The sequence below is a fragment of the Paraburkholderia phytofirmans PsJN genome (assembly GCF_000020125.1).
GTDB lineage: Bacteria > Pseudomonadota > Gammaproteobacteria > Burkholderiales > Burkholderiaceae > Paraburkholderia > Paraburkholderia phytofirmans.
On sequence record NC_010681.1, the window covers coordinates 138491 to 163769 of the forward strand.

The 25279-nt window shown below is 62.3% G+C and carries 26 protein-coding genes; 5 read left to right on the forward strand and 21 right to left on the reverse strand.

Going from position 1 to position 25279, the window contains the following annotated elements:
- The first annotated feature begins 209 nt into the window (after nucleotides 1–209).
- Together BPHYT_RS00570 and BPHYT_RS36995 are read left to right on the forward strand one after the other, a co-directional pair.
- Nucleotides 210–1121, forward strand: coding sequence for a bestrophin family protein (locus BPHYT_RS00570; protein ID WP_012431216.1), 912 nt, complete (start codon nucleotides 210–212; stop codon nucleotides 1119–1121).
- 47 nt (nucleotides 1122–1168) lie between these two features.
- The gene (locus tag BPHYT_RS36995; RefSeq protein ID WP_012431217.1) at nucleotides 1169–1771 is read left to right on the forward strand and encodes a BON domain-containing protein; all 603 of its coding nucleotides are present in this window, start codon (nucleotides 1169–1171) and stop codon (nucleotides 1769–1771) included.
- Between the two features lie 916 nt (nucleotides 1772–2687).
- Here BPHYT_RS36995 and BPHYT_RS00580 read toward each other — a convergent pair.
- Nucleotides 2688–3128, reverse strand: a complete 441-nt coding sequence (locus BPHYT_RS00580) for a DUF488 domain-containing protein (RefSeq protein WP_012431218.1) — start codon at nucleotides 3126–3128, stop codon at nucleotides 2688–2690.
- A 1360-nt stretch (nucleotides 3129–4488) separates the two neighbouring features.
- Between BPHYT_RS00580 and BPHYT_RS00590 the strand changes: the two genes are divergently transcribed.
- Nucleotides 4489–5055, forward strand: coding sequence for a hypothetical protein (locus tag BPHYT_RS00590; protein WP_012431219.1), 567 nt, complete (start codon nucleotides 4489–4491; stop codon nucleotides 5053–5055).
- 24 nt (nucleotides 5056–5079) lie between these two features.
- On the opposite strand, the gene BPHYT_RS00595 is transcribed toward BPHYT_RS00590, so the two are convergent.
- The 17 genes from BPHYT_RS00595 to BPHYT_RS00670 all read right to left on the reverse strand — a co-directional run bounded on the left by BPHYT_RS00595 (nucleotide 5080) and on the right by BPHYT_RS00670 (nucleotide 20604).
- Nucleotides 5080–5793, reverse strand: a complete 714-nt coding sequence (locus BPHYT_RS00595; protein ID WP_012431220.1) for an acyl-homoserine-lactone synthase — start codon at nucleotides 5791–5793, stop codon at nucleotides 5080–5082.
- Between the two features lie 164 nt (nucleotides 5794–5957).
- A complete protein-coding gene (locus tag BPHYT_RS00600) occupies nucleotides 5958–6578 on the reverse strand; it encodes a LuxR family transcriptional regulator (RefSeq protein ID WP_012431221.1) in 621 nt (206 codons plus the stop codon).
- Between the two features lie 55 nt (nucleotides 6579–6633).
- The gene (locus tag BPHYT_RS00605) at nucleotides 6634–6849 is read right to left on the reverse strand and encodes a hypothetical protein (RefSeq protein WP_012250658.1); all 216 of its coding nucleotides are present in this window, start codon (nucleotides 6847–6849) and stop codon (nucleotides 6634–6636) included.
- 1 nt (nucleotide 6850) lies between these two features.
- On the reverse strand, nucleotides 6851–7708 hold the full coding sequence (locus tag BPHYT_RS00610) for an ExeA family protein (protein ID WP_012427050.1): 858 nt from the start codon (nucleotides 7706–7708) through the stop codon (nucleotides 6851–6853).
- Nucleotides 7705–9141: a helix-turn-helix domain-containing protein gene (locus tag BPHYT_RS00615; RefSeq protein WP_012250652.1), complete on the reverse strand. Its 1437-nt coding sequence runs from the start codon at nucleotides 9139–9141 to the stop codon at nucleotides 7705–7707. Before BPHYT_RS00615 ends, BPHYT_RS00610 begins: the two co-directional genes overlap by 4 nt.
- Nucleotides 9142–9239: 98 nt before the next feature.
- Entirely contained in the window at nucleotides 9240–9809 is a 570-nt protein-coding gene (locus BPHYT_RS00620; RefSeq protein ID WP_007176046.1) for a hypothetical protein, read from the reverse strand.
- 135 nt (nucleotides 9810–9944) lie between these two features.
- Nucleotides 9945–10181 carry a hypothetical protein gene (locus tag BPHYT_RS38530; RefSeq protein ID WP_167315740.1) on the reverse strand — a complete coding sequence of 79 codons (237 nt, stop codon included), beginning with the start codon at nucleotides 10179–10181 and terminating at the stop codon, nucleotides 9945–9947.
- Between the two features lie 309 nt (nucleotides 10182–10490).
- A complete protein-coding gene (locus BPHYT_RS00625) occupies nucleotides 10491–11417 on the reverse strand; it encodes a 3-oxoacyl-[acyl-carrier-protein] synthase III C-terminal domain-containing protein (protein WP_012431222.1) in 927 nt (308 codons plus the stop codon).
- Complete coding sequence (locus tag BPHYT_RS00630; protein ID WP_012431223.1) at nucleotides 11414–12475, reverse strand: beta-ketoacyl-[acyl-carrier-protein] synthase family protein; 1062 nt, start codon at nucleotides 12473–12475, stop codon at nucleotides 11414–11416. The genes BPHYT_RS00625 and BPHYT_RS00630 overlap by 4 nt, the downstream gene beginning before the upstream one ends.
- The gene (locus BPHYT_RS00635) at nucleotides 12472–13080 is read right to left on the reverse strand and encodes a GNAT family N-acetyltransferase (RefSeq protein ID WP_012431224.1); all 609 of its coding nucleotides are present in this window, start codon (nucleotides 13078–13080) and stop codon (nucleotides 12472–12474) included. Before BPHYT_RS00635 ends, BPHYT_RS00630 begins: the two co-directional genes overlap by 4 nt.
- Before the next feature lie 25 nt (nucleotides 13081–13105).
- Nucleotides 13106–14194 (reverse strand): acyl-CoA dehydrogenase family protein, encoded by a 1089-nt coding sequence (locus tag BPHYT_RS00640; protein WP_012431225.1) that lies wholly within the window; start codon nucleotides 14192–14194, stop codon nucleotides 13106–13108.
- A gap of 25 nt (nucleotides 14195–14219) precedes the next feature.
- Complete coding sequence (locus BPHYT_RS00645; RefSeq protein WP_012431226.1) at nucleotides 14220–15428, reverse strand: pyridoxal-dependent decarboxylase, exosortase A system-associated; 1209 nt, start codon at nucleotides 15426–15428, stop codon at nucleotides 14220–14222.
- Nucleotides 15425–17044 carry an acyl-CoA ligase (AMP-forming), exosortase A system-associated gene (locus tag BPHYT_RS00650; protein ID WP_012431227.1) on the reverse strand — a complete coding sequence of 540 codons (1620 nt, stop codon included), beginning with the start codon at nucleotides 17042–17044 and terminating at the stop codon, nucleotides 15425–15427. The genes BPHYT_RS00645 and BPHYT_RS00650 overlap by 4 nt, the downstream gene beginning before the upstream one ends.
- A gap of 25 nt (nucleotides 17045–17069) precedes the next feature.
- On the reverse strand, nucleotides 17070–18017 hold the full coding sequence (locus BPHYT_RS00655; RefSeq protein WP_012431228.1) for a ketoacyl-ACP synthase III family protein: 948 nt from the start codon (nucleotides 18015–18017) through the stop codon (nucleotides 17070–17072).
- Nucleotides 18018–18019: 2 nt separating this feature from the next.
- Entirely contained in the window at nucleotides 18020–18907 is an 888-nt protein-coding gene (locus BPHYT_RS00660) for a 3-oxoacyl-[acyl-carrier-protein] synthase III C-terminal domain-containing protein (RefSeq protein ID WP_223274463.1), read from the reverse strand.
- A gap of 118 nt (nucleotides 18908–19025) precedes the next feature.
- On the reverse strand, nucleotides 19026–19304 hold the full coding sequence (locus tag BPHYT_RS00665) for an acyl carrier protein (RefSeq protein WP_012431230.1): 279 nt from the start codon (nucleotides 19302–19304) through the stop codon (nucleotides 19026–19028).
- The gene (locus BPHYT_RS00670) at nucleotides 19294–20604 is read right to left on the reverse strand and encodes an acyl-CoA dehydrogenase family protein (protein ID WP_012431231.1); all 1311 of its coding nucleotides are present in this window, start codon (nucleotides 20602–20604) and stop codon (nucleotides 19294–19296) included. Before BPHYT_RS00670 ends, BPHYT_RS00665 begins: the two co-directional genes overlap by 11 nt.
- A 239-nt stretch (nucleotides 20605–20843) precedes the next feature.
- Between BPHYT_RS00670 and BPHYT_RS00675 the strand changes: the two genes are divergently transcribed.
- Nucleotides 20844–21680 carry a FadR/GntR family transcriptional regulator gene (locus tag BPHYT_RS00675; protein WP_012431232.1) on the forward strand — a complete coding sequence of 279 codons (837 nt, stop codon included), beginning with the start codon at nucleotides 20844–20846 and terminating at the stop codon, nucleotides 21678–21680.
- A gap of 54 nt (nucleotides 21681–21734) precedes the next feature.
- On the opposite strand, the gene BPHYT_RS00680 is transcribed toward BPHYT_RS00675, so the two are convergent.
- From BPHYT_RS00680 to BPHYT_RS00690, 3 genes are all read right to left on the reverse strand, one after another.
- The gene (locus BPHYT_RS00680) at nucleotides 21735–23159 is read right to left on the reverse strand and encodes an amidase family protein (protein WP_012431233.1); all 1425 of its coding nucleotides are present in this window, start codon (nucleotides 23157–23159) and stop codon (nucleotides 21735–21737) included.
- 330 nt (nucleotides 23160–23489) lie between these two features.
- Nucleotides 23490–23819 carry a helix-turn-helix domain-containing protein gene (locus BPHYT_RS00685; protein WP_012431234.1) on the reverse strand — a complete coding sequence of 110 codons (330 nt, stop codon included), beginning with the start codon at nucleotides 23817–23819 and terminating at the stop codon, nucleotides 23490–23492.
- A 57-nt stretch (nucleotides 23820–23876) separates the two neighbouring features.
- Entirely contained in the window at nucleotides 23877–24236 is a 360-nt protein-coding gene (locus BPHYT_RS00690) for a helix-turn-helix transcriptional regulator (protein ID WP_012431235.1), read from the reverse strand.
- A 164-nt stretch (nucleotides 24237–24400) separates the two neighbouring features.
- Between BPHYT_RS00690 and urtB the strand changes: the two genes are divergently transcribed.
- On the forward strand, nucleotides 24401–25276 hold the full coding sequence (urtB, locus tag BPHYT_RS00695) for an urea ABC transporter permease subunit UrtB (RefSeq protein ID WP_012431236.1): 876 nt from the start codon (nucleotides 24401–24403) through the stop codon (nucleotides 25274–25276).
- Nucleotides 25277–25279 lie beyond the last annotated feature (3 nt).

Consider the following 25279-nt stretch of genomic DNA (forward strand, 5'->3'; position numbering starts at 1 on the left):
AGATCGGCGAGACTCCCGCTCGCGCCAGCGCGAGCGTTTGGATTGATCATGCACGCCTCGCGCCGTGACAGGAACTGTCGCAATATCCTCGTCATTCACGTCGCACAACCGATTCGAATTTGTGCCCAGTCGAGCTACGCACACGAATCGAAGCTGGCGCTGGCGCTGGCGCTGGCAGCCCACTTTATCTCACAAGAAAAAGTACGATCATGATCGTTCGACCCCGAGAAAACTGGTTCCGTTTGCTGTTCGTCTGGAACGGATCGGTCCTCTCATCGATCATTCCACAACTGTGTTTCATGGCGGTTGTGAGCACGCTTGCCGTGTTTACGCACGGCCGCGTGTTCGGGGAAAAGATTCCCCTTAATACCGCGCCTTTTACGCTGTTCGGTGTCGCACTGGCTATCTTCCTTGCATTCCGAAACAATGCCAGTTATGAGCGCTTCAACGAAGCGCGGCACCTCTGGGGCAATCTGCTGATCGCGTCGCGATCGCTCACTTCGCAGATACTCTGCTATGTTCCCGAACATGCGGATACCTTGCGTATCGCAAAGCAAGTCATTGCCTTTGTGTATACCCTCAAGCACGAACTGCGTGCCACCGATTCCACGGCGGATATTCAGCGTCTCCTTGGTCGCGAACAGGCTGAGGAGTTGAGCGGGGTGGTCTACAAGCCGATGTTCATTCTCAACAAGATACGGCGTGAACTCACGGTTCCGAATCGCCGCATCAACACGTCCGATGCGAAGCTGTGGATGTTCGATGCGCAGCTCGACGAACTTGGCAAGGCGTTGGGCGGATGCGAGCGCATCGCCTCCACGCCCATTCCTTTTGCGTATAACGTCTTGCTACATCGGACGGTCTATTCCTATTGCGTATTGCTGCCGTTCGGACTCGTGGATTCCACGGAGTTCTTTACTCCGTTGCTCTGTGTCTTCATTTCCTATACGTTGATCGCACTTGAGGCGATCGCGAGCGAAGTTGCCGATCCGTTCAGCGTTGCCCCCAACGCGCTTGCGCTCGATGCGATGTCGCGGAATATTGAACGCTCCGTACTCGAGCTATGCAGATGTCCCATGCCCAAACCGGTTGTACCTGTTCGTCCTTATCAGCTTACGTGAACGAACGCCTATGCGGAGGTTGGAGCAACCTTTTCAGGCATGATCATATGATCGAATCCGTCGCATTCAATGAAGCGCTGCACCGCTTCACAGACTCTTTCAGGCGTTGCGGCATGCCAGAACACCTTGCCGTGGAACGTGAAGCGAGCCAGGCGACCTTCACGTTTCCCGCTTGCACCTGCACTTCGTCGGCAAGTATTATCTCTCGCACGCCGGTCCGTGCATTTCAGCTACAGTCGTTCGCCGGCGAAGTCTCTCCCGGATACGGGACCACGAAATTCAACCCCACGGAGTTTGGCATGAAGCCGATCGCTGGTCGTTTGGTGGCAGCCGCCACATTGTCTGTAGTGCTTACGTTTTCCGTTCAACCTTTGATGTCCTTTGCGCAAACTCCGGCTTCGAGCACGCACGCCACCCGGGCCGCAGAAAGAAAAGCAAATCACTTGCTGGAGCGTCAGGTGCGCGATGCCCTCGTGAAAGGGAAAATCGATACCGTCGACGTTCGGGTGATTGCCAAGCACGGAGAAGTTGGTCTAGCCGGTGAAGTCGCCCGTCAGGAAGACATTGAAAACGCGGCCACGATCGCAGGCCAGGTACCGGGCGTTACCTCGGTGAAGAACTATCTTTCGGTCGTTGAAGGCGGCCGATAAGGCGAAGATCGGGCAGCCCCGATCTATTCCTCTGTCGGTGAAACAGGGCAATTGGTTACAACCTGATAGTGGTGCACTCCTGCTGGAGTGGACCACTATCGGGCTTCCTGGCCTCGAGCATGAGGTTATTGCAAACGCCCGCACCCATCGGGTGCAAGGTCCCATACACGCGAACGGTATCAGGATAGCGCAGGGGTCGGTTATATCCCGGCTGAATCGACACTGATCAAGTGGTGCTCTGACTGGCGCAATATGGCTACAGGATTTGCGGTCACGAGATATCGACGCGGCGCGGTTATCGGGGCACCGCTTGCAATCTGGGTCATGGGACGCCATGCGTACTGCAGCATCCCGGCGTCACGTTGACGCTCGCGCTGATCGCGATGGTGTCATGGACTTTGTCGCGGCGGTCGTCGGCACTGGATTTCGCATTTCACCGGGTGGCTGAAAAGCCATCGGAGGAGAGCAGCCTGAGCAGGCGCAGCGTAACTGGATGGTCAAGCACCAGGACGTGTACTTGGACGCGACAAGAAAGGCCGCAATTCTGCTGATACGGGGTTGCTATGCCTGAAGGTGACTGCAGGGATCGCCGTCATTTCGATGGCAAGTCGCAAGTTGCGAGACGCGTTCGGTGTGGGTCTTATAGGCGTGCACGTTGTCATCGAATTGACGCGGGCACAGAAGGTGGCTATCGCGGTTTCGCCGTGGGAATTGTGGGGCTCGTCAGCCTGCGCAATGTGCTCGATCGTATTTTCCGGGCATCGCTGCCCGGCGGGATAGCCCCCAAAAAATCTGTACCTTCGGTATCTCAATGTACTGGCTGTTGCCTTTTCTGCCCAGACTATCGTCCGGCTCAAGGCTGCGTGCGACGTTAACTCCAACGGCATCTGGAAGGCTCCAGCCGTCAGAGGTCCTGTTAAAACAGGTGCGTTACCTTTAACCTGTTATCCCATTGGGAATTCAGATATTCAACCGCGAGCCGGCGGTGGCAGTGATGCGGCTTGTCTTCGCTGCACAGGAGGCATCCCTTATCGAACAGGGCTATATCGAGTTTGGTCTCGACTCGACGTGTTGCCAATAACTCAAGGTATTCCGCAGCGTAGCTTTCCCAGCTGAGTTCCTTTTTCTGATATCGCTTGAGCATCTCCTTCTCGGGTGCCAGGTCACGGAGTTCGATAAACCTGGCGCCGAGCAGTTCCGACAGAAAGTATTTGAGGTCGGGCTTCTTCGCAAACCCGGCGAGTTGTGAGACGTTATTCAGGCGCACATCCAGCAGTGTCCGAACTTCAGCCTTACGCAGCAGACCAAAGAACGTCTCCGCAGACTTTCTGGTAAATCCGATTGTCGCTACGTCCATATCCGCCCTTCCTTTCGCAGACGAGCTGTGACTATGGTCGGGTCAGGTTAAGGATGAGATGACACCGACCGCCCGTTCGTCACGATATCAAATCCGGAATCTGTATGCCCGGGGCGGCGTTGCCGACGCTCGCCGCGATAGTCCACTGCCGTTCCCGTGATTCGGGTCTGGCGTCAGCGACGCTGCTGGGTTCGCGTTTGCGCTCGTCGTGTGCTGCGCCACCCATGCTTGCTAATTTCCACCACCGTGCGCCGTTGGCACCGCCTGCGGGCAAAATGGCGAACGCGTTCCGTCAGGAGACAGGCTGCCCGATCCTTGTACATCGCGATTAACTTGCCTCGTGAGGTACCAGTGTTTTGAGGGTGCGGAGGTTGCTTCGGCTCCCGACGAATGGTTTCAGCTTCGTCGAAACACCTGGCCTGATGATGTTCAGGAGAGCGATGACGAATACGAATGGCGCCGACGCCCATACTTCGACGACGCCTCCGGCTTGGCTGTCGTGGTGAGGGTGAGCATATAGGGCAGAGCCCCGAGGTTATGCGCACGCTCCCGGCATTTGGCAATGCCTTTATTCCAATGGGGAGACAGTCGACGCAGGGCGCAGGATCTGGAGGCGACGAATATTCCCTATCTGGGGCGAGCGCTCAAGGATCCGGCTTTTGATGAATTCTGGCAACAGGACAGGCGGGATGTTGCTTGGTACTTCCTGGACGAGTTGGGATGGCACCGTACCGATGTAATCGTCGGGTGCATTGCACAAACTGTACTCGTAGGTAACGTGATACTCCATGGCGGGGACGCAAATAACTTTGTGTACGGATTGTACCCTTGTCTGTGCGGCCGGGGACGAGCCGGCGGTTCGGATTGGGCAAATGCGCTGGCGATCCGATCGAAAAGTGCAGCATGGCACTGGACCACGCGTTGCGCCGCACATGAGTGCGGTCTGCTCTCATGAGGGGGCCTGTCAGGAAACGAAGTTGCGGCCATTCCGGCCTGCGAGCGTTCGAGAGGTGTTCTGCGCGATGACAGCGTGCTAACCACCACGATCTTGCGATAGCAGGTTCGCCGTGCTTGCCGCTTGACGCGGCCAGCGCTGTCGACGTAGGGCGCGCATGCATTGCCGCGCTGGCGCAAGTGCATGCTGTACCAGCTATGGCGCACCCTGCCATTTTTCGCAGTTGATATTTCGTCTGAGAAAACCGAAAAACGATACGTGGGCGAAGCCCCATAACTCCACAGCGATCAACGCACACGATTGATCGCTGGCGGAAACTGCGCGTGCCACTCCGTTTGCAGGGGACAGCGAGAAACGGGCGCTGCCGGAACAATACAAGTATCCGCATTTGAGGCAGGGAACATCATGAAAGAACTCAATGCATGGACCGCCACGGAAATGGACAGCGTCCCGCCGATACCATCTGCAAACGCAGTCCCTGATCGGCGGTTGCGGCGGGCCGAAGCCGAAGTCCGTCGGCTGACCCGATGTGTTGAGCTGAAGGACCGGCAGCTCTGCGAGTTACGCAGGGCGCTCGCGCACTCGGCGACCGTTCACTATTCGTTTGAAGATCGCCTGCAGCGAGAACTCGATTCCCTCCGGATCATGGCGCCCAACGACGGATTCGAGGAACACTGGGGCACGCCAGCGAGCGATCAACCGGGTGAGGGCGTCGTCGTGAAGCTGCCCTATATGACATCGATCCTGTCCATTCTGTTCGATGCGATGTGTACCTTCTGGGGTGACTGCGATCGCGATCGTCCTCCGAAGTCTGCGACGGTGGCACACGCGATCGATGAGTGCCTCGGCTTGAGTTCACAACAGAATGGCGAGGCGTCGCGCAGCGGTCAGGCATATGCATCGGCGATCAGGCCGGACTGGGTGAAGGAGGCCGACAACCGGCATCATTGTCGGCCAGCCCGTATGCGCTGACGCTACGCTCCAGTGTCAAGCTGTCTAAACGGTTGCCTGCTTGCGCGTCGCCCCTCCGCGACAGACTGCGCCGGACATCTCATCGCACGCATGCCCCGAATGTTCGCAAGGTTCGGGAAGGGATAGCTCTCCGAAGCGGGTGACGGAGGCCAGCAATATAAGCGGATCGCACTGGAGTCTCTGGAAAGTGGGAAGCCCCAGGTCGATTGAGCACGCAACGATGTCGGAATGGGCGGATGCATGAACGTTCATATCGTGCAGTTCCAGCCCGAAACGTCGGTACAGGCGGGCAACAGGCCGTGAGACCACGCCGATCACGCGTGTTGCGCCGAACGAGAGGGCGAGCGCCATGGCATACGGGAACAGGGACATGCCCGACGTCGAGCCCGTCCGGCGATCCGGTAGCCCTGAACCGGCGAATCGCGACATCTCCCATACCGAAGGGGATGACGGCAGGGGGCATGGACCTGCAAGTTCCGGAAAGACGTTGCGGAGCAGATAGGGCCCAGTGGTCGGCATAAGTCGGGCGCATCCACATACCTCGCCGCCTCCTGACAGCGCGACCAGATGGACAGTATTGGCTCCGTCGAACTCATCCCACTCGCTTGTGGCATCCTGGTGGACGCCGGGTATTTCCCAGTGCAGGCGCTCGACGAAGACCTTGTGGCGGAAGACTCCGAGACGGCGATGGATATCCGGTGGCAGCTCATCAAGCCTGCCGGCGACAATGAAAGACATGGGCTCCTCCGGGTGTCAGCGTTTGACACGACGCTATCAGCGCACCTGCGGCGCGGAAACTCGGAGCTTTAGGAGGGTGTCGGTCAGCACGCAAGCGTGCGCTGACGCACCTTGCCTGCACGGCGGTGTATAGCGGATGTGAGGGATCTGTCGGAAAAGCAGGTTCAGGGTTTGATGATGCCCTGGACGCTCGCGTAGACGGCGGCGGCCGTCCTGCTGCACATGTTGAGCGCCTGCATTGCCTTTCCGATGTGGTAGTCAACGGTATAGTGAGATCGCCCGAGAATTTTGGCGATTTCGGCCGAGGTCTTGCCGCGGGCGACCCAGGTCAGGCATACGATCTGACATGGCGTCAGCAGGCGCGAGGCCCTGCATCGTGATATCGGGGAGAGCCGATGCAGTTCGCAATGAAACTGTGTGCTGATGAGGCAGGCGATCCGTGACTTGATGGCATCGTTCACGGAATGAAGGGGGCCGGACAGATTGAACAGCACGACACTGCCATCGGCCTGATGGACCGGGATGCTAAGGCCGCCGGGCAGCCCTGCCTCTTTTGCTTCGTCGAGCAGACGACGTTCGGCTTTGCTCAGGCCGGCGATATCGTGCCACCGGTAAGGCGTGGACTGGATGAACGCAGCCCGATGCACGGGATCGGTGGCCGCATAATCCCGCCCCTCGTAATACTGTACCCATTCCCGCGGGTAGTGGGCACCGATCATTTCTATCGCCGTGCGGCGTGGGTTGCTGAGCGTGAGCACGTAAATCGATGGGGCAATGAGCAACATAAATGATGTTCGAGGGACGAAGTAAAACGGGAGCGATGAAGCTCCCGTTGTCGTTTCAGAATGGCTCGTCAATGCTCTGGTGTGGCGGCTGTGTCGGACCGCGGTACCAGGGCTCGCGATAGCGGCGGATCTGGGTGGCGTAGGCGCGGCTGAACCACAGATAGAGGTCTTCGATGAAGAACTGCATCATGTAGGCTGCCTCGTCGGAGAGCTCGGGCAATGGCAAGCTCCGGGAGGCGTTGGGTTTGTGAGGTGATGCTTTACGGGACATGTCATCGGGCTCCGTTGGGTTGACGCGCTGGCGTGCGGCGCGAGGACTGTGTTGATGGTGCAAAGACCTCGAAGTACAGCTTCTCGTCGAGTTCGGACAGTTCCCGCTGCGCGGCGGTGGTGAGCAGTTCGTTGGCGAGCGTGGTGAGCACGCGGTAGTTGCCCAGCGCGTGTTCGCACAGCGTGTGGCGCAGCGGCGGTGTCATCAGCTGCGGGGCGCCGGCGCTGGCGAGCAGATGTTCGAGGCAGGCCAGCAGGTCGTCGGCCGAAGCCTTCTCGGTCCCCAGGCGGGAACGGATACGGCTGCCCAGTGGCAGCAGTTCGTCGCGCCGCAGCTTGTCGGTCAGGCGCGTGTCGCCGGCGAGCACCACGCACAGCAGGGGCTGCGAATCGAAGCGGGCGCTGGCCATGAGCCGCAGTTCGTTGAGCACGCCGGGACTCATTTCCTGCGCTTCGTCGATCAGCAGGATTGGGCGCCGGCGCGTGCTTTGCAGGTGCGACATCCACCGGTCGCGCAGCGACCTGAAGCCGCCCCAGCGGTTGTGCGGCCGGAGTTCCAGACCGAAGATGTCGCCCATCTCGCGATAGAAGTCGGCAAGGTTGCTCTGCGGATGATTGATCGAGACGACTGTCAGATCGGTCAGTCGCTCGAGCTTCTCGGCCAGCACGCGCATGACCACGCTCTTGCCGGTCCCCGGCTCGCCGTGGATCATCGCGAAGCCGCCTTCGCGCACGAGCGCGTTCTCGATGCGCCAGCAGAAGTTCTCGACGCGCGGCGGCACGTACAGCGCTTCGAGGGGAAGCTCCGGCGAGAACGGGTTCCACTTCAGGCCGTAGAGGGCTTGCAGACGCTGGCTCATGCCTCCTCCTGCCAGTTGGCGGGAATCCAGGCTGGCGGCAACCCGGTTGCGGCGTGGTCGGCCAGCATCTGGCGTAGCAGCGGCGCGATGCCGGGCGCACTGGCCGGTGGCGGCTCGACATTGACGGCATCGAGTCGCCTGCGCTGGCCATCAGCATTGGCGGCCTTGTCCAGCGGCCGCAGCGGGCACAGCACGGCGCCGCTGCCGGCGTCGACGAGATCGACGCCGCTCAGGTCCCAGCGCGCATAGCGCAGGTGCACGCGCTGCAGGTGCCGGTAGGCCGAGGGAATCTCGAAGCGCGTGCCGGCCAGACTCACGGTGCCATCCGAGCGCCGCTGGGCGCGCGTCACGTCGATACGGAATGCGGCGCGCAGCGCGTCACTCGACGGGCATTCGCGGCCCACATCGGGGCCGGCCAGATAGCGTTTGAGCGGCGTGCCACCGATCTCAGAATGATGCGCGTGGTGGTACTCGCGCTCGATCCACGCGTGGGTGGCCTGATTGAGCAGTTCGAGCGTGAGATTGGGCTCGCCTTCGAGCATGGCCATCACGCGCCCTTCGATGCGGGCCCAGAACGTTTCCTGCTTCGCGTTCTGGTACGGCGAATATGGCAAGGTCGTCTGGTGCAGCACGCCGAGCGCGAGCAAGCCGGCGGTCGTCTCCTCGGCAAGCATTGCTGCGCCGTTGTCGGTCATCAGTGCGCGAGGCCGGCCACGACGCTGGAGCGCCTGGGTGAGCCCATGGATCAGACTACGTGCGGTCTCATCGAGAAACCATTGCGCGTGACAGACGACGCGCGAACGGTCATCGAGCACGCACAGCAGCATCGGCGTGATCCACTGGCCATCATGCGTGAGCAGCTTGCGCGAGCCGTGATGGAAATCGAGATGCCAGAGCGCGTTGACGTGCTCGACCTCGAAGCTGCGGACCTCGAGCTTCTCGAGGCGATCGCGTGCGAGCATCGCGCCGGCGCTGGTATGACGCGGCTTGCGTTCACGGGACAGGCCCTGCGCACGCAGATAACGACGCACCGTCGTGTACGACGGCAGGTTCGCCGGGCCGAGCGTGACCTTGAGATTGTCGACGTGCAACTGGCAGGTCCAGCCGGGATGTTCCCGGTACTGCGCGCGAATCGCCTGTACCGCCTGAGGCGACAGGCTTGCGCCGGCGCCGCTGGGGCGCTTGCGGTCGCGCAGGCTCGCCACCGGATCGTGGGCCGCCTTGCGGGCCCGGTAGAACCACCGCTCAACGGTGGAGCGGCCGAACTGGACATCGTCGCCAGTGACGGGATGACGCCAGCGTTTGGCGGCCAGCGCGGTGATGAGTTCGCGCACCTGCCCGGGTTCAGGCGGTGCTGCCAGCAAGGGGCCCACAACCGCAAAGCGCAGGCGCGCCCAACGATCCCGCAGGGGTAAATCGTGAAGTTCAGTCATGCTCTCTCCAGGGATGCGGCGCACCGCGCCGCGATTCGGGGGAGAGGCGAGACTACCGGCGCAGTCCGAGGGGGGCGAGCGACAAGTTCTGCGGGCGGTTACCGTCCCTCACGCAGGGTGCTCACGGCGCTGCCGCTGGTGAGCGGTGAGAGCCAGCGCAGCAGGCATGGCAATGGCTCGGCAGGCTGCGTGGTAGCGAAGCGCTCGAGCAGGCTTGCCGGCACCTGTGCGGTCTCGACGGGCGGCACGAACGCCGCCCGTCCGAGCGCCCAGAACGGTGTGCCGACAAACCCGGTCATCCACCAGTGCCGCCATCGCGCGATCGTCGAGGGTGGCACGCCCAGCGCATCGAGCTGGCGCATTGCCGCGGCCGTACCGGCGCTCGCACGCGTGGCGCTGACGACAATCATGATTGCGGCGGTGTAGACGCGCCGGCCGAGAAAGCGCACCGAGAATGGCGTGGTACGACGGCGACAGTCGGCGCAGCAGAAGCTGTAGCGGAACTCGCAGTGGCAGCGGGCTTCGTATGAAATTCCGCGCGGCTTGCGCGGGTAGCGGGCGCTATGGAGTACGCCACCGCAGCGACAACGCTGCGCGCGGGTCTGTTCGGCGAAGTCCTGATCGATACGTAACAGCAGGTGATAGAAGTTGGGATCGCGGGCACTCACGTGGCACACTCTGGAAGTCTCGGTTCTTGGCAGACACGAGACTCTCCCTTGGGCGTCGTTTGTGCAAGATGCCTGAGGGAGACCCCCACCGCTACATCACGCAAGCTGCTCAAAACGCCCCGAATTCCCATCGATTTACGTGCTCACGCTCAGGTTGCTTGAGCGGCTGCGCATGACGCGGCTGATGACGTAATGGGGAAAGCCAAGCGTCGTGGCCGCGCTGCCGAATGAATCGACAAGCGAAGGAATGTCCGAAGCGGATGCAAGACGCATCACGAGTGCAGGCGTATCAGCCAGTAGATGATCCGCTTCAGATGCCCTGCGCTGGAGTTCGTTTGAACGGCGTCGAGAGACATGTTTCATCTTCGTCACCCCGGCGCTGCTCCACAGAATCCGGGTCGCGTGTGCCTCGCAGATGCAAGACTCTGTGCCACAGCCGCGTGGCTCATACGACGCGCGTCACCGGGGGTGGGGAGCCAGTCAGAGGTCCACACGTGACCGCCGCCTCAGCGGCGTCCCCAATCGTCAGCTCAACGCCTTACGGCCGCCCAGCTGACTGCATTTAACAATCATTATAGTATGCAGATTGCGAGTTGGAGGTTCGCGGTACAAAGATCCCAAGGGAATTCAGTTTGCCTTGCTCACGGGTGTCTGAAGCGGGAGGCGTGCCGTGGCGGGACCCTAGCGGACCAGCAGTGCAACTGCCGAAAATCCACCGATACCCCTTGCAAACAGCAGGAATGGCTGCCCTGGCGCCAGGTCGTGACACTGGGCAAGATTGATGAATGCATCGCTGACGGTGACGTGCCCGATGCGCGAAAAGTTCTCCGAGAACAGCCGGTCCCTGGGAATCCGCAGCGAATCCAGCAACCGGTGCCACGCAGGCAGGTCAAGGTGATGCGGCAGGATACGACGGATATCGTCCAGTGCGATATGTGCCTGCCGGGCGGTGTGTGTGATCAGTCTGCGCGCCGTGAAGAAGTGTTGTGCTGCCAGGCGCGATTCGTCTTGTTCCAGCACTCCTCGCCAGCCTGCGCCGGTGGCATGCATTGTGATCGCCACCAGGCGGTTGATGGGAGCGTCGCGCTCGATGAAGGCGGCAAACGCACCATCCCCCAGAATCCCTTCGGCGATCATTAATCTTTCTGATGCCAGCGGCATGACGTCGGCGCCGACAAGCAGCACCCGTTTCATATGGGGGCGGGCGACGAACATTGCCCTGATCACGCGCAGTGCGCCAAGGCCCGACGCACAATGCTGCTGCGCGAACGAAAAGGCTTCAGCGTTGCTGAAGCCGAACCGGTCACACAGCAGGCCCGGCAACGACTGTGGCGGCGGCGCGATGCTGCCCTGTAGTGTGTGAACATAGACGAGGCAGTCGACCTCACGCGGCGCAATAGCGGACGCAACGAGAAGGCGCTGAACCGCGCTGGCCGCCAGGCCAATTGCGGTTTGTCCGTTCGCACTGCGGTACTTATACATTCCGGCCTGCTCAAGTTTCCGCACGGTGGCGATCGTCTGCCGGGTACGTTGCCCCCAGTCCCGGATATTGTCGATGCACGGGGGGAGATAAAAAGCGACGTGCGCTATGCCGAGATCGGGAATCATGAGGCGGGGCGGACCTCGTCATGCTGACAGAAGGAGGGCACGCCGTTCGCGCCCAGCAGCGCCGAGCCGACGAAACCACCTATCCCGTAACCCCAGAGCAGCGTGCGGCGCGCTCGCAGAGACGCCGTGCGGTTAAGTGTCTGTGCCAGTCGTACGATGGAATCGGCTGCGCCGAGATGAATACCGACCTCATGCTGCGCTCTCGCGTTTGGTTGGCCGAAATGCTCACTGACTGCAGCCGCGAGCGACGTCATGCCTGGCTGTCCGACAATCTCGTCAATTTCATCGCAACGAAGGGCGTGTCGCGCGAGGAGAAAGTCGATTATCGACAGCAACGAGAATGTCCAGGCCTCCGGGACGACTTCGGTACATCGTCCGACCTCCTGGGGAACGTGCCGGACTGCTGCATCGAGCAGGTACAGGCCGTCTGTTCTCCGGTCGGCTCTTTCAACGAGCAGTGCACCGGCAGCGTCCCCGTGCACGATGCCAGGTCCGCAGATTCTGGAAAACGGCGGATACCATTTCTCCGCTGCAACGATCAGTATCGTGTGCACGTCCGGTTCAGCGTCGAGCAGGTCGGAAGCAAGCCTTAACGCTGTGAAGGGTGACGCGCCATGCTGCTGCGAGACCGAAAAAGCAAAGCACGGCGGTCCCACTTCGGCACACAGCCGCCCGGCAACCGTCGTGGAAACGTGCTCGTCCGGTATGCTATGGCAGAACATCACGACATCGATGGGTCGCACGCGATGCGGCCGCACCGAGCAGATCCCGTTTGCCACTTTTGCGGCGAGTCCTGACAGATCTGTCCTGGTTTCGACCGGTATCTCGCACGCCAGGTCGAGCGGCAGAAGACCGGGAGGCACAGGCAGCGAACCACCGGTTTCCCCATGTGGCGACGCCTCGATCCAGTGCCCGTAGTCGGGATGCCACGACTTCACCCAGGCATCCCAGCCAGAATGACCGGTCGCGCGAAGTGCCGGCTCCATTGCCGTCCATCGGGACAGCGTCATGGTATCAGGCACCCAGGCCGTCACGGCGGTGATGACGGCCGGGCTCATGGGCCGCCCGCAGCTGAATGGAAGCCGTTGGGCAGATCGCCCGGCAGCAGATCGTAGAGGACTCGCCCGCATCGCGATCCCTGCATGACATGGCAATCGCGCTGCATCCCGATCATGCGGAATCCGATCCGTTCGAGCAGGCGTCGCGAACGTACATTGCAGTCCACGGCCCATGCCGTGATGCAATGCAGCCGCCCGATTTCAAACGCCTCGCGAAGGATCGCCGTGGAGGCGAGAAGCGTCATGTTCCTGCACGCGGGCCGCCGACTGTCGCGCAGTACCCAGAATGAGCCCGTGCCAAAGGCGTGTGTGAGATCGCTGACGGCAACCAGTCCACTGGCGAGGGGGTTGCCCGTGGCGCCGAAGACGCGGAGACGATGCCGGCCGCCTTGCATCATGAGCTGCACAGCGAGAACGGGAAGCGTCTGGCGACCCTGCCCGAAGTCGAACCACTGGTTGATGCCCGGATCGGCGAGCCAGGTCGCGATGTCATTGACGTCATTGCCATCGGGCTCACGCAGCCAGCATGAGGCCGTTCCTACGGACGTCTGGAGGGATCCTTCCGTCTGCCGGATGGATGCCTGTGCCTTTGCGTCGTCCCTCACATCGAACCTCCTGCCGGTGTACGTTTCACCCGATTACGGTGAACGCGCGCAGCGCGGCCTCGACCTTCATGAGCAGCATCGCAAACCAGTGCACCGTCTGGAAGCGAGCCGACGGCGGCAGTCCCTGCACGTAGCCATGGCCGCCGCAAAGCTGCACGAGTTCCCTTGCAACGTCCAGTGCCTCAGTCGCAACGTGGTGGGCCATCGACCGTACGGACCTGATCTGCACCTGCGTCTCCTGTGCTGCGACGGACCGGAGAAATAGGCGGGTGGTATGAGCCGAGATGAGCATGTCGGCGAGCCGCGCGGCGACGAGCTGATGCGCAGCGATCGGCCTGCGGAACGTCTGGCGGGAAGCGCTGTAGGCCAGGGCGAAGTTCACGCCCTGCTGGACCGCGCCAGAAAGCAGCGCAGCGAAGTAGATGGCTGCGTCGACAAGCCACCGCCGTACCGAATTGCCGTCGGTCCTCCCGTCATCGGGCACCACCAGACACTGCATATCGCCTGCGCATGGTGGTGCTGTGGTGTATCGTCCGATCGAGAGTGCGCCCGGCAGGGCAACGACGGCGGAGTATGGTTCGACCCGCCGGGCAGGTAGCTTGGCGAGCACGAGCTGCGGATATCCGCCCTCCAGCCGGACCATCATTGCGTGCGAGGATGCCTGCTGGCGCAACACCCAGAAACCTGAAGCGTCGACGTCGGGTATGCCAGGCGCAATCGATGTCGTGCCGTCAAGGTAGTGCTGGATAGGCTGGTCGGGCAGCCGATCGAGTGCATCGTACTCGCGCAGCGTCATCAGTGCGGCGCTGCTGAGTGTCAGTTCGGCGGCCCGCTCGAGCGGGCCCGCCGCGAACTGTTCAACGACCAGTGCAAGGTCGTGCCGGGTGATGCCCATGCCGCCCATCTGTTCCGGCAGGATCATGGTCGCGAGGTCGAGCGTGGCGGCGAGCTGGACCGTTTCGGTCCACCGCGTGGAGTCGGGTGCGCCTCCCAGTAGCGGCTCGAGGCGCTCGCGTGCGAAGTCCCTTGCGGCCGCAACGAGCCCCTGCTGGTCACCGTCGAGCGCCCACGACACAGGTACGGGATCTGCAACAACGGATTCACGGAATGGCATGACGTTTCTCCGGGATAGGGCAGTGTCACACGAGCATTTCGACGGGTTCCGGGTGGCTGAGGAAATGCACCGGACTTGCCGAATGGCCATAGGCACCCGACTGCTTCACCACCACGAAATCCCCGATGTGCGCTTCGGGAAGTTCAACGTCGTCCGCGAGGCGGTCGAGCGGCGTGCAGAGGCACCCGACCACGTAACACCGCTCGCGTGATATGCCGTCTGGCCGGTTGCCGATCACGACCGGAAAGTTGCGGCGCAGGACCTGGCCGAAGTTGCCGGAAGCCGCCAGATGATGATGCAGTCCGCCGTCCGTGATGACGAATGTTCTGCCGCGCGAGACTTTCCGGTCAATGACACGGCACACATAGATGCCGGCCTCTCCTACGAGATAACGCCCGAGTTCCAGAATGGGCGTGGTTCCGGGCAGACGTTCGCAAAGCCTGGGCAGCCAGTCGTGCATCGCTTCGCAGACCACCTTCGTGTCGAGTGGTGTTTCGCCCGGAAAGTAGGGGATGCCAAAGCCGCCACCCAGGTTCACGAACCGTAGTGGTCGAGGCAGATCACTGGCGAGCCGAAGGATGAGATCCACGCTCTGGCGCTGGGCCTCGATGATGGTTGAGGCATGCAGGCACTGCGAACCCCAGAAGACGTGGAAACCGGCGAGCGCGACTTCCCGCGTTTCGAGTTCGTGCAGCAATGCCGGAATCTGGTCGACATCCACGCCGAACGGAGCCGCACTGCCGCCCATGCGCATGCCGCTGTGGCCGACCTGAAAATCGGGATTGATGCGGATCACCACGTTCGGCTGCACGCCAAGCTCCCATCCGAGCGCGGTAACAAGGCGCAACTGGGTATCCGACTCGACGTGAACGTTGACGCCGCTGGCGACCGCGCGGCGCAGGTCGTCGTGAGACTTGCCTGGCCCGGCAAAGCCGATTGAGTCGGGAGTGGCACCGGCATCGAGTGCCAGCGCCATCTCCTGCGCGGAGGCAACATCGAACCCGTCGACCCGTTGGGCCAGGTAGTGGATCACGGCGGGCATCGGGTTCGCCTTGATCGAGTAGTGCAGCTGCATGGCGGAGGGCAGCAGGCTGCGCAATTCCCGCACACGGGTGTCGATCGCCGAGCGGTCGTACGCGAAAAAGGGTGTCTGGCCGGCACGGTCGGCCAGCTGGCGCACGTCGATACCATTGAACTGCAGCCCGGGTGGGCGCTGGAGGAAAGTCAGGCTCATGATGTCCGCTCCCCTGAACGACCCGTCAGCGAGGCGGCCCCGCACGACGCAACCCCGCTGCGGAGCGCTGCCCTGTCGAATTTCCCGTTGGGATTGCGCGGCATATCCCGATAACTCACGATATGCCGGGGAACCATGTAGCGTGGAAGACGCTGCATGCACCAGTCGCGCAGCCCATCGACATCCGCATCACCGGCGAGGACGACAAATAGCGCCACGGCTTCGCCGAGCTCGTCATCCGGCACACCGAGCGCTACGGCTTCCACGACGAGGCCACTTGCATGTACCGTTTCCTCGATCTCCTCAGGACTGATCCGGTAGCCGGAACTCTTGATCTGGGCGTCGTTGCGAGCGATGAAATAGAGAAAGCCTTCACTGTCGTATCGCACAAGGTCCCCGGACCACACCGCGATGTCACGCGGCGTGCCGCCAGGTTTCGCCTCAGGCGAAGGGCGGTAGCGCTGTGCGGTGCGCGCTGCGTCGTTCCAGTAGCCGAGCGTGACGCACGCGCCCACATGGACCAGTTCGCCCGGTTCGTCGGGAGCGCACGTCGTACCGTCTTCACGGACCACCAGGACGCGCGCATTGGGCACGGCCTTGCCAATCGAATCCGGCCGATGGTCAACCTCGGCCGGGTCGAGGAACGTGGAGCGGAACGCCTCCGTCAGCCCGTACATGAGGAAGGGGGTGGCGCGCGGAAACAGCGCCCTCAGCTTCTGCAGGACGGGTAGCGGAAGGCGTCCCCCGGTATTCGCGAAATAGCGCAGATTGTTGCGCGCCGCGTCGGGCCAGTTTGCTGCTGTAAGCTGCATCCACAGGGGCGGCACACCCGTGATCGCTGTGATGCGCTCCCGCACGCACGCAAGGACGGCGTCGTGCGCCGTGAGATAGTTCAGCAGCACCGCTGTCGCGCCTGCCGACCAGGCCGAGGTCAGCTGGCTAAGGCCCGCATCGAAGCTGAGTGGCAGGACGGCGAGAATGCGGTCCGACGGACCGTGCCGCAGGTACTCAGCGACGCTCCAGGCGCCTTCAAGCAGGTTCCGGTGGCTGAGCATCACGCCCTTGGGCAAACCGGTCGAGCCGGAGGTATAGAGAAGGGCCGCAAGGTCAGTATCGATACAGGCGGCACCCGCAGACGGGATGGACGCGTCGTCGGGCCGGGTGATGCACAGGTCTCGCCAGCGGTGGAGCCTCACCGAGCCCGACAGCACAGAAGGCCCCGGGTCCGGTTCATCCACGATGATCACGTCGACCACAGGCGCAACGCCCTCCGCGGTCAGGGAACGGGCGCGCAATGCGGAGGTGACGAGGCACCGGGCGCCGCTGTCCCGAAGCACGTGGGCCACCTGGCCCGGTTTCAGGAGTGGATTCACCGGAACGAAAACGCATGCTGCGGCACTCGCGCCGAGCATCGACACAACGGTCTCAATTCGCTTGTCGAGGAGGACGGCGACGCGTTCGCCCGGAGCCACGCCGAGGGATGAGAGGGCCTGCCCGAACGCATGGCTGTGCTGCATCAGCTGGCGGTAGGTGAGGCGGACATCGCCACAGACGAGCGATTGCGCGTCGGGTGTGCGGCGAGCGGCCGACTGGACGAGATCAAGGAGATTTCTCATGGCTGGATAGCGGTCAGGTTCAGGATCAGTGGCGGATCACCATGGCGCCAAAGCAGCCAGCAAGTCCGCTGGAGAACAGCAGGGAACAGGAGCCCGGTTGCCCGTGCGGCGCGGTGTGGAAGTTGATGAACGGATCCGCGCCGAACACGTGCCCATGGCGTGAGAAATTGGCCATGTAAAGGCGCTCCTGTGGTACGGACAGCATGGTCATGAGGCGCGACCAGCCAGGCAGGTTCACGTGGTGAGGCAGGACATGGACAAGTTCATTGCCCGTGACGCCAGCCTGTCGCAGCGCCGCACGCATCGTGGCGAATGCCGACCAGTAGTAACGGTCGTCTGGCACGGGCTGCAGGTCGTCGTCGGTGCCGCGGAAGTAGCGCCCGTCGGTATAAAGGTGCAGTCCCACGATGTCGTTGTGGCCGCCGCCGCGCTCCAGCAGGAGCGCGCATGCGCCGTCGCTGTGTAGTGCGAGATCCTGGATGGCGCGCAGATGGTCGCAGCCTGAACCCATCACGTCCGCGCAGACGACAATCGCCCGCTGGATCGGGCGCCCCGCGAGGGTGAGCACGCGCAGCACGCGGATGGCGGCCATCGGCGAGACGCAGTTCTGCTGCATCACCGAGAACGCGAGTGCGCGGTCCAGTCCCATATGGGACTGGACGAAGGCTGCCGTGCCGGCAGGCGGTGCCATGACGCTGCTCTGGATGGTGTGCGTGTAGATCAGGGAATCGATACTTGCCGGTGTCGTGCCCGTATCTTCAAGCAGGGCGGCAACCGCTTCGCAAGCGAATGTGACGGGAGAAGCCGCTGCGGCGTCGTGGAACTGCTGCACACCGTTCTTCAGCAGTCCCGTCGCGCGGGCCTCGGGCAATCCGCAGCGACGAGCCCAGGTGTTCGCATCGACCGACCGGGCCGGAACGCTGAATGCGATACCGGACAGCGACAGCACGGAACGGGTTGAGGGCGCAGGCATCGCTAGCTCCCGCAGTATTGAAGGATCGCGCAGGCAGCCTGCGCCTGGAGGCCGGTCGCCCACAGCAGGATGCGTTGCCCATCCGTCGGAGCAACCGACCGCAGCAATACGTGGAGCTGCGCCAGCGCGTCTGCGGCACATAGATACCCGATGTCGCGCGGTTCGGGGTACCACATCCGCCAGACAGGAAGCCCGGCATCTGCACTGACGTCGCATGCCAGGGTGGTATTGATGCGCGGGGGCACTACCCAGTTGATTTCCGCGGGGTTCAGGCCTGCCTGCGTGCACGTCCGCCCGATGACTTCGACCAGGACTGTTTCGTCGACACAGACATCGAGGAACGAAAATGGGAGGCCGGGCGTATCGACGTTGACAGTGAGCACGCGCCATCCGGGCCCCACCTGCCGCGTGACCAGCGCGGCGGCTGCACCGTCACCCAATGCGGTGAGCGCGCCGACCTGCCTGGAGAACGGTGGCAGCCAGCGTTCAGCGCCGACGATCAGTGCGCTGCGCATGCGCTCGTCGCTGGCCATCATGTCGGACACCATCTGCAGCGCAAGAAAGAAAGAGACACCCTGCAGCTGTCCAATTGCGAACGGCACACCTGTCGATCCCAGCTCGCTGTGCAGCCGCCCCGCGCACGATAGCGCGAGGTCGTCCTCAAAACTTGTCGCACAGACGATGAGCTGGTCCGGCGGGAGGTTGTCCTTCCCGGGAGACCGGCGCATGGTTTCCCTTGCGACCATTGATGCCATTTCCGAGAGCAGGAGGCGTGACTCGCAGGCGACGTACTCCGGCATCGCGGTGCCCGGCGGGCTTGCCGAATGATGGACGGAGCCCGGAACCACCTCAGGGCGCCAGCGCAGCGTATCGGCATAGACTGACCGCATGATGGCTTCGCGCGCGGATGAAGGGGGGGCCGGATGCTGTAGCGCAACGTTGGCCCGCACGCGCGCTGCCGGAACATACCGCGCCGTGGTCGCTATGCAGGGCCGCTGGCGAACGGGGTCAGTCGCGGGGGACATGGGATTCCACGAAGTCGACGAGGTTGCTGAAGCGCATGAACAGATCGGCAGACAGGTCCTCAGGCGCGAGCGTGAAGCCGAAACGTTCCTCGAGCTGAAGCAGCAGGTCTGTCATGTTCATGGAGTCGACACCGACGTCGAACAGGTTGGTGTCGTCTGCGATCAGGTCTGCAGCCACGGTGCTGCCGATGGCCGATACCAGGCACGACCGGATCGTGGCGGCGATTTCCTCGCGTCTGGGGCTGTGCGTGTCATGCGTCATGGGATGTCTCCTGCCCGGGCTGGCGTACGTTGGCGATGTCAGGGGATGAGTCGGACGCGGTGGTGTCGCGGGAGGGAGGCTCCGTGATGTCCCACGAACTTGGCGTCGATCGCAGCGCGGCCCGCGCAATCATGAGTCGCTGCAGGTCGCCGGTGCCTTCCATGATGTCGAAGGCCCTGGCGTCCCGGTAAGCCTGCTCGAGTGACGGACAGGCGGTGATGCCGTCGATACCGGCGAGGTCCATTGCGGCGCGCGTCACCCGCGCGGCCACGCGCGAGGCAAACGCCTTGGTCATAGACGAATCCATGGGCGTCACGATGCCGCGATCCGTCTTCCAGGCCGTGCAGTGACAGAGCAGCCAGGCGGCCGTGATCTGGCGGTCGATGTCGAGCAGCGTCGCTGCCACGCCTGCCACGTGCTGATGCCTGTCCACGGGTGTTCCACCCCCATCGAGCCAGGCGGCGAGGTCCGCGCGCACCCGCCGGCAGGTACCGACCATGACGGCGGAAAGCAGTGGCCGGAAGTAGTCCCAGGATCGCTGCGCACCCGAGAAGGCGTCGTCGAGCGGCTTCTCGTCGCCGCGGACAAGAAGCGCATCGTCGGGTACCTCGCAGTCGGCATAGGAGAGCACGGCAAGCTGGGTTGCGCGCAGGCCGGCCATCCGCTCGATGCGCGAAACCGTGAATCCGGGTGTATTGCAGTCCACGAGGAACGCGCGGATACCGTAGCGGCCCATCTGCCGGTTGATCGTGGCAAACGTGATCACGCAACCGGCGCGTGCGCCGTTTGTGATAAAGCACTTGGTGCCATTCAGGGCCCAGCCTCGGCTGGTTTTCCGCGCGGTTGTACGCATGGCAGTCGCGTCGGAGCCACAGTCAGGTTCGGTGATGGCGAAGGCGCCCCAGCGTGGCGTGCCGGACTGGAACCCCTGGAAGAACCGGGCCTGCTGTCTGGCGGATGCGAGCGCAACGACCGGTGGCATGGCGAGTCCCGGGCCGGGCAACGCCAGCGCAAGGCTCGCGTCGGCCTCCCCGAGGCAGGCCATCAGCGTTGCCTGCGCCACGAGGGACTGCAGGGCCGGGCAGCCGCCGTACCGGGTGGGCACGAGGTTCATGTTCAGGGCGGATACGTCGTCCGGGCGCCAGGGAGGACCGGCGATGTCACCGGTCACGTCTGATTCGAGGCTGACTGCCCGCATTCGCCGCGCGAGCAGTCCGAGATCGAGCCCGCGATCGGCGAGCGCGGTACCGATATCATCGATGGTGTGAGCCTGCTGCAGCGTCTGTTGATACTGGGCCATGACATGTCCCCCGGGCTGGGCGCATCTGCGCCCGGGACCGATATTCACGCTTACCCACGGACAAGGTTCACGTGTCGTATGGCCAGAGCGTAGGCATCAAGGCCCGGGTTCGTCACCTCCAAACATTAGGAGGGTGTTGTTTGGTTGCAGTCGCGGGGACGTCACGGCGGTCACGCTACGGCAGATGTCCGATAATGACGTTCAGACCAGAGAATGATCGGCAACTACGGGTGTGACGTATGGCAGCGCGAAAACAGACGACCGAGAAAGAACCGTTGCTTCAGCCAGACAACAAGGGACCGCGCACGACCAAGCGGGGAGATCAGGTGGCCGAGCTCATCAAGAGCTGGATTACCGACGGAAAGCTGCGCCCTGGCATGCGATTGAACAAGGAGGCGGAGCTTCAGGAAATGTTCAGCGTCAGTCGCGGGTCCATGCGCGAGGCTCTCAAGTCCCTGGAGGTGCAGGGGCTGGTGCGTCTGAGTACCGGGCCCGATGGCGGAGCGACGATTACGCGGGTGCCGCTCGCCCGCGCATTCCAGTCGCTACAGAACTACCTGTTTTTCGAGAGCATCAGTCTTGAGGACATTTATGCTGTGCGACGTGTGCTTGAACCGCTACTTGCGGCGGGAGCGGTGGAGCATCTGACTGACGCGGATCTGGAAGCGCTCGAGTGCAGCGTGGAGGTATGCGAGCCATTTGCCGCGAGTCACGAGCGCGCGCTCGATCAGCGACAGGAGGACATCCGTTTCCACGATGTGCTGGCCCGGGCGAACCCGAACGCATTCCTCCGGCTCAGCTGTCAGATTATCAATCAGATGCTGCATAGCCTGGTGATCGTTGCGGGCAATGTGACGCGAGACGATTACCAGGCGTTTGGCCGGCAGACCGTGGTCGCGCACCGCGCGATCCTGGATGCGGCAAGGCGCCGCGACACAGCGGCGGTGGAAAGTCTCATGGCGGCCCACATGGAGGAGGCGGAAGCGCAGCTTCGCAAGGTGCACGCCGCCTTGCGTCAAAAGCTGGTGCTGGATTCGGACGTCGGGCTGCGCACAGGAAGGAAAGGTGGTTCGTGACCTGGCGTTCGGTCCGCGTTCTGCAGATCCAGGCGTCTTTCCTGATAGCTAGTCTCAGTGCGTTTGGCGGGTAGCAAAGGACGAGGAAAGCGTGCGCACCAGGTCGGCGAATGGCGCGCGTCCGAAAGCGAGTTCCAAAATGTGGCTGGCCCAGAGCACGAGCGCATCCGCGTGACGCCCACCAACGATCTGCACACCGACTGGAAGACCTTCCGGAGTCGTGCCCGCGTAGATACTTGCTGCAGGCAGGCCGAGCTGGTTGCACCAGGCCGTGAAATGGGGAAACAGCTCATGGTTTGCCGCGAGTTCTGCCAGTGGCATGGCGACCCGGGTATACACCGGGCAGATGACAAGATCGTACCGCTCGAAGAACGCGTTGATAGCAGCGCCAAGTTCCCCTCGCTCGATGAGGGCGCCAAGCAACGCCTGGCGCGATATCGCCGCACCGGCATCAGAGTATGCCTGCAATGATGGATCGAGCGCCGCCCCTGCGTCAGCCATGCCTTCGGTAAGCTGCCGACAGCAGGCCGGCCAGAGCGTGGCGTGAACCGCGTTGCAGCGGACGATGCCGGGGGGATCTTCCTGTTGGACCTTGGCGCCCAGGTCACGGAAGATGTCGGCTGCGCGTTGGACTGCGTCCAGAACACTGGCTTCGGGCGTGACAGCGAGGCCCAAGGATGGACTGTACGCTATGCGCACGCCGCCCGGTGTTGGCTTGCACTTCAGACCCAGTTCATAGTCGCTGCCGTCGTGCGGTAAGGCGTACCAGTCACGACTGTCGGGGCGGCTGATGACGGTCAGGATTCGGGCAGCATCTGCGACGCACCGGGTCATCGGGCCGATATGGCTCAACAGCCCGAACGGACCGCGCGGAGCATGAGGAACGCGGCCGAAGCTCGGTTTGAAACCAAACGTACCCGTGAATGCGGCTGGAATCCGGATCGATCCGCCGCCGTCGGTGCCGATCGCGGCCGGTGCCATACCGAGCGAAACTGCGACGGCCGCTCCGCCGCTGCTGCCGCCCGGAGTCCGGCTCGTATCCCAGGGATTGCGCGTTATTCCGGTCAGTGGACTATCGGTGACGATCTTGTGAGCGAAATCTGGCAAGGTGGTCTTGGCGAAACAGAGCGCACCAGACTCGCGAAGTCTCGCTACAGATGGACTGTCGTGGGGTGATGGCGTTTCATCGGTGACGCGTGAGCCGTATCGTGTGGCGAGTCCGGCAACCGCGACGTTGTCCTTGACGCTGATTGGCACCCCGTCGAGCGGGCCAAGCGGGCGATTGCCTTTCCACCGTTTCTCCGATGCGCGGGCCATGTCGAGCGCGTCCGGAGCTATCTGGCAGAAGGCATTCACGGCTGGATCGAGCCGCTCGATACGCGTCAGCACGGCCTGGGTCACCTCGACCGGAGAGGTTGCGCCCGACTTATATAGCGCGTGAAGTTCCTGTGCCGTCAGATCGCAGATGTCGTCACTCATATCATCTCCATAGTTAATCATCATAAATACACATTAGACATCGCTTCTGTCCGTGTCAAGTGATCATCTTTCTGGAAAATTCGTGGTAAACGAGCGATGTGGCAGCGTTGACATCCAGATTTTGAGGGCGTAGATTTATGGTCAGAAATAACTGATCGATTTCCTTCGGGAAAGGATAGTGTCGGCGTAAGACGTGACGCAAGTTTGACGGGCACCGTGGTTCGGTAGCAGGAACCGGTTGGCGCGGGTTGCTGGTTTAATGCCCTGAACCGTCCAGGTGTCAGTTACGGCGTCGTCTTCGGCTGGCCACGAGACTCAGGAAGTCTTAGTTTATTCCTGGGCCAGTTTCTCTGCACTGGCGAGGAGGGCTCTCTTCTTTTCCTTGCTGAGCCTGCCGGCGATTGCGAGCAGGCTCGCGAGGAGATCGTCGTCCTCGTAGAGGAAGCCTGTAGGGACGAGCAGCGCCCGCGCCAGACGCTGACTGGTCTGTATGGCTGGGGTGTGTTTGCCCTTTTCGTACTGGTTGACGCGGGTGCTGGCAGAAAATTCGTCGATACCCGCCTGGATGCCGAGCTGCTCTTGAGTCAGGCCCGAGCGCTGTCGCGCCTGTTTCAGGCGTCGAGGGAAGACGGCATCCGATGTAGTTGTATCGCGCGACATCCGGCGAGTGTCCCGGATTCGCTCAGGGATTTTACTAAGTAATTCTTAGTCGAAAGACTAAACATTACCTGGTTTCTTGATCCTGGATGTTGCTGATTGGGATAGCGTCTCCGCATTCGCGAGGAGGACCTTCTTCCTGCTCCGGGTGAGCCGGGCTGCAGCGACGAGAAGAGCTGCAAGCAGATCGTCCTCTTCGTAGAGAAAAGAGGTGGGGACATGCAGTGCCCTCGCCAGACGTTGCCCCATCCCGAGATGGGGCAAGTGTTTGCCTCTTTCGTACTGGTTGATGCGGGCACTGGCAGAGAATTCGTCGATTCCTGCGTTAATGCCGAGTTGTTCCTGGGTAAGGCACGAGCGTACCCGCGCCTCTTTCAGGCGTTTGGCAAAAACGGAGGATGTCGCGTGCTTAGCCGGCATCCTAGGAGTCTCTGGGAATTGCTCGGCCTTTTTACTAAGAGTTCCTTAGTCTTGATCCTAAGGAACTCTTGGTGGTGAGGGCTGAGGTACGGGAAAGCGGCTCGTTTGCCGATTGCACATCCGGGGCAACGGCTGCGCAGACATGAAGACTGGGACTGACTTATATGACGACGATTTTGAACATTCTGGGTTACGTGAGCATTCTGATCCTGGTTGCGCTTGGGCTGGCGATCGTCTTCGGCATGATGGACATCGTGAACCTCGCGCATGCCGAGTGGGTCACGATTGGTGCCTACGCGTTAGCTGTCGCGCAGGCAGTTGGCGGGCAGCAGGCGTTCTGGCTTGCCCTCTTCGCGGCCCCCGCAGTCGGGGCGTTTCTCGGCTGGTGCCTCGAAAGGTTCATCATCCGGCTGCTCTATGACCGGCCGCTGGACACGCTCCTCGCGACCTACGCGATCAGCCTGATCCTGCAGAAGGTGCTAGAGCTGATCTTTGGCACCCAGCCGATGCTCGTCTATGCCCCGTTCAGCGGGGCAGTACCAGTTCCCGGCGGAAGCTATCCAGCCTACCGGATCTTCGTGATCGGCGTTGCACTGACCGTGACGGCAGGATGCTGGCTGCTGTTCGCGCGAACGCGCTTTGGTACCCAGTTGCGCGCGGTGATCCAGCACCCTGCGATGGCGGAGGCCGCGGGCATCGACACCCGGCGTCTGAACCGCATCGCTTTCTGTGGTGGAGCGGCACTCGCCTCGCTCGCGGGTGTACTTGTCGCGCCGATGGTGTCGGTCGAATCGCATCTGGGCGTTTCCTATCTCGCCAAGGCGTTCTTCGTGATCGTGCTGGGCGGCATCGGGTCGATCGCCGGCAGCATCCTGGGCAGCGCAGTCATCGGTACCGCCGAGACATTACTGAGTTATCGCATCGATCCCTCCCTCGCATCCGCAGTGGTGCTGGTTCTGTCCATTGTGGTGATCCGGTTCAGACCACAAGGGCTGATTCCGGGATTCAGCGCGGCCCATCAGCTTCTTGGTAAAGGATAAGGC

Bases quoted from the DNA above. Each gene is read 5' to 3' on its own strand.
- BPHYT_RS00675 (WP_012431232.1), top strand. From the start codon at position 20,844: ATGGCAGCGCGAAAACAGACGACCGAGAAAGAACCGTTGCTTCAGCCA.
- BPHYT_RS00595 (WP_012431220.1), bottom strand. From the start codon at position 5,793: ATGTCTTTCATTGTCGCCGGCAGGCTTGATGAGCTGCCACCGGATATC.
- BPHYT_RS00650 (WP_012431227.1), bottom strand. From the start codon at position 17,044: ATGAGAAATCTCCTTGATCTCGTCCAGTCGGCCGCTCGCCGCACACCC.
- BPHYT_RS00600 (WP_012431221.1), bottom strand. From the start codon at position 6,578: ATGTTGCTCATTGCCCCATCGATTTACGTGCTCACGCTCAGCAACCCA.
- BPHYT_RS00680 (WP_012431233.1), bottom strand. From the start codon at position 23,159: ATGAGTGACGACATCTGCGATCTGACGGCACAGGAACTTCACGCGCTA.
- BPHYT_RS00690 (WP_012431235.1), bottom strand. From the start codon at position 24,236: ATGCCGGCTAAGCACGCGACATCCTCCGTTTTTGCCAAACGCCTGAAA.
- BPHYT_RS00590 (WP_012431219.1), top strand. From the start codon at position 4,489: ATGAAAGAACTCAATGCATGGACCGCCACGGAAATGGACAGCGTCCCG.
- BPHYT_RS00660 (WP_223274463.1), bottom strand. From the start codon at position 18,907: ATGCGGTCAGTCTATGCCGATACGCTGCGCTGGCGCCCTGAGGTGGTT.
- BPHYT_RS00670 (WP_012431231.1), bottom strand. From the start codon at position 20,604: ATGGCCCAGTATCAACAGACGCTGCAGCAGGCTCACACCATCGATGAT.
- BPHYT_RS00610 (WP_012427050.1), bottom strand. From the start codon at position 7,708: ATGAGCCAGCGTCTGCAAGCCCTCTACGGCCTGAAGTGGAACCCGTTC.
- BPHYT_RS00640 (WP_012431225.1), bottom strand. From the start codon at position 14,194: ATGCCATTCCGTGAATCCGTTGTTGCAGATCCCGTACCTGTGTCGTGG.
- BPHYT_RS00615 (WP_012250652.1), bottom strand. From the start codon at position 9,141: ATGACTGAACTTCACGATTTACCCCTGCGGGATCGTTGGGCGCGCCTG.
- BPHYT_RS00685 (WP_012431234.1), bottom strand. From the start codon at position 23,819: ATGTCGCGCGATACAACTACATCGGATGCCGTCTTCCCTCGACGCCTG.
- urtB (WP_012431236.1), top strand. From the start codon at position 24,401: ATGACGACGATTTTGAACATTCTGGGTTACGTGAGCATTCTGATCCTG.
- BPHYT_RS00655 (WP_012431228.1), bottom strand. From the start codon at position 18,017: ATGCCTGCGCCCTCAACCCGTTCCGTGCTGTCGCTGTCCGGTATCGCA.
- BPHYT_RS00630 (WP_012431223.1), bottom strand. From the start codon at position 12,475: ATGAGCCCGGCCGTCATCACCGCCGTGACGGCCTGGGTGCCTGATACC.
- BPHYT_RS00625 (WP_012431222.1), bottom strand. From the start codon at position 11,417: ATGATTCCCGATCTCGGCATAGCGCACGTCGCTTTTTATCTCCCCCCG.
- BPHYT_RS36995 (WP_012431217.1), top strand. From the start codon at position 1,169: ATGATCGAATCCGTCGCATTCAATGAAGCGCTGCACCGCTTCACAGAC.
- BPHYT_RS00605 (WP_012250658.1), bottom strand. From the start codon at position 6,849: ATGTCCCGTAAAGCATCACCTCACAAACCCAACGCCTCCCGGAGCTTG.
- BPHYT_RS00570 (WP_012431216.1), top strand. From the start codon at position 210: ATGATCGTTCGACCCCGAGAAAACTGGTTCCGTTTGCTGTTCGTCTGG.
- BPHYT_RS00580 (WP_012431218.1), bottom strand. From the start codon at position 3,128: ATGGACGTAGCGACAATCGGATTTACCAGAAAGTCTGCGGAGACGTTC.
- BPHYT_RS00645 (WP_012431226.1), bottom strand. From the start codon at position 15,428: ATGAGCCTGACTTTCCTCCAGCGCCCACCCGGGCTGCAGTTCAATGGT.
- BPHYT_RS00665 (WP_012431230.1), bottom strand. From the start codon at position 19,304: ATGACGCATGACACGCACAGCCCCAGACGCGAGGAAATCGCCGCCACG.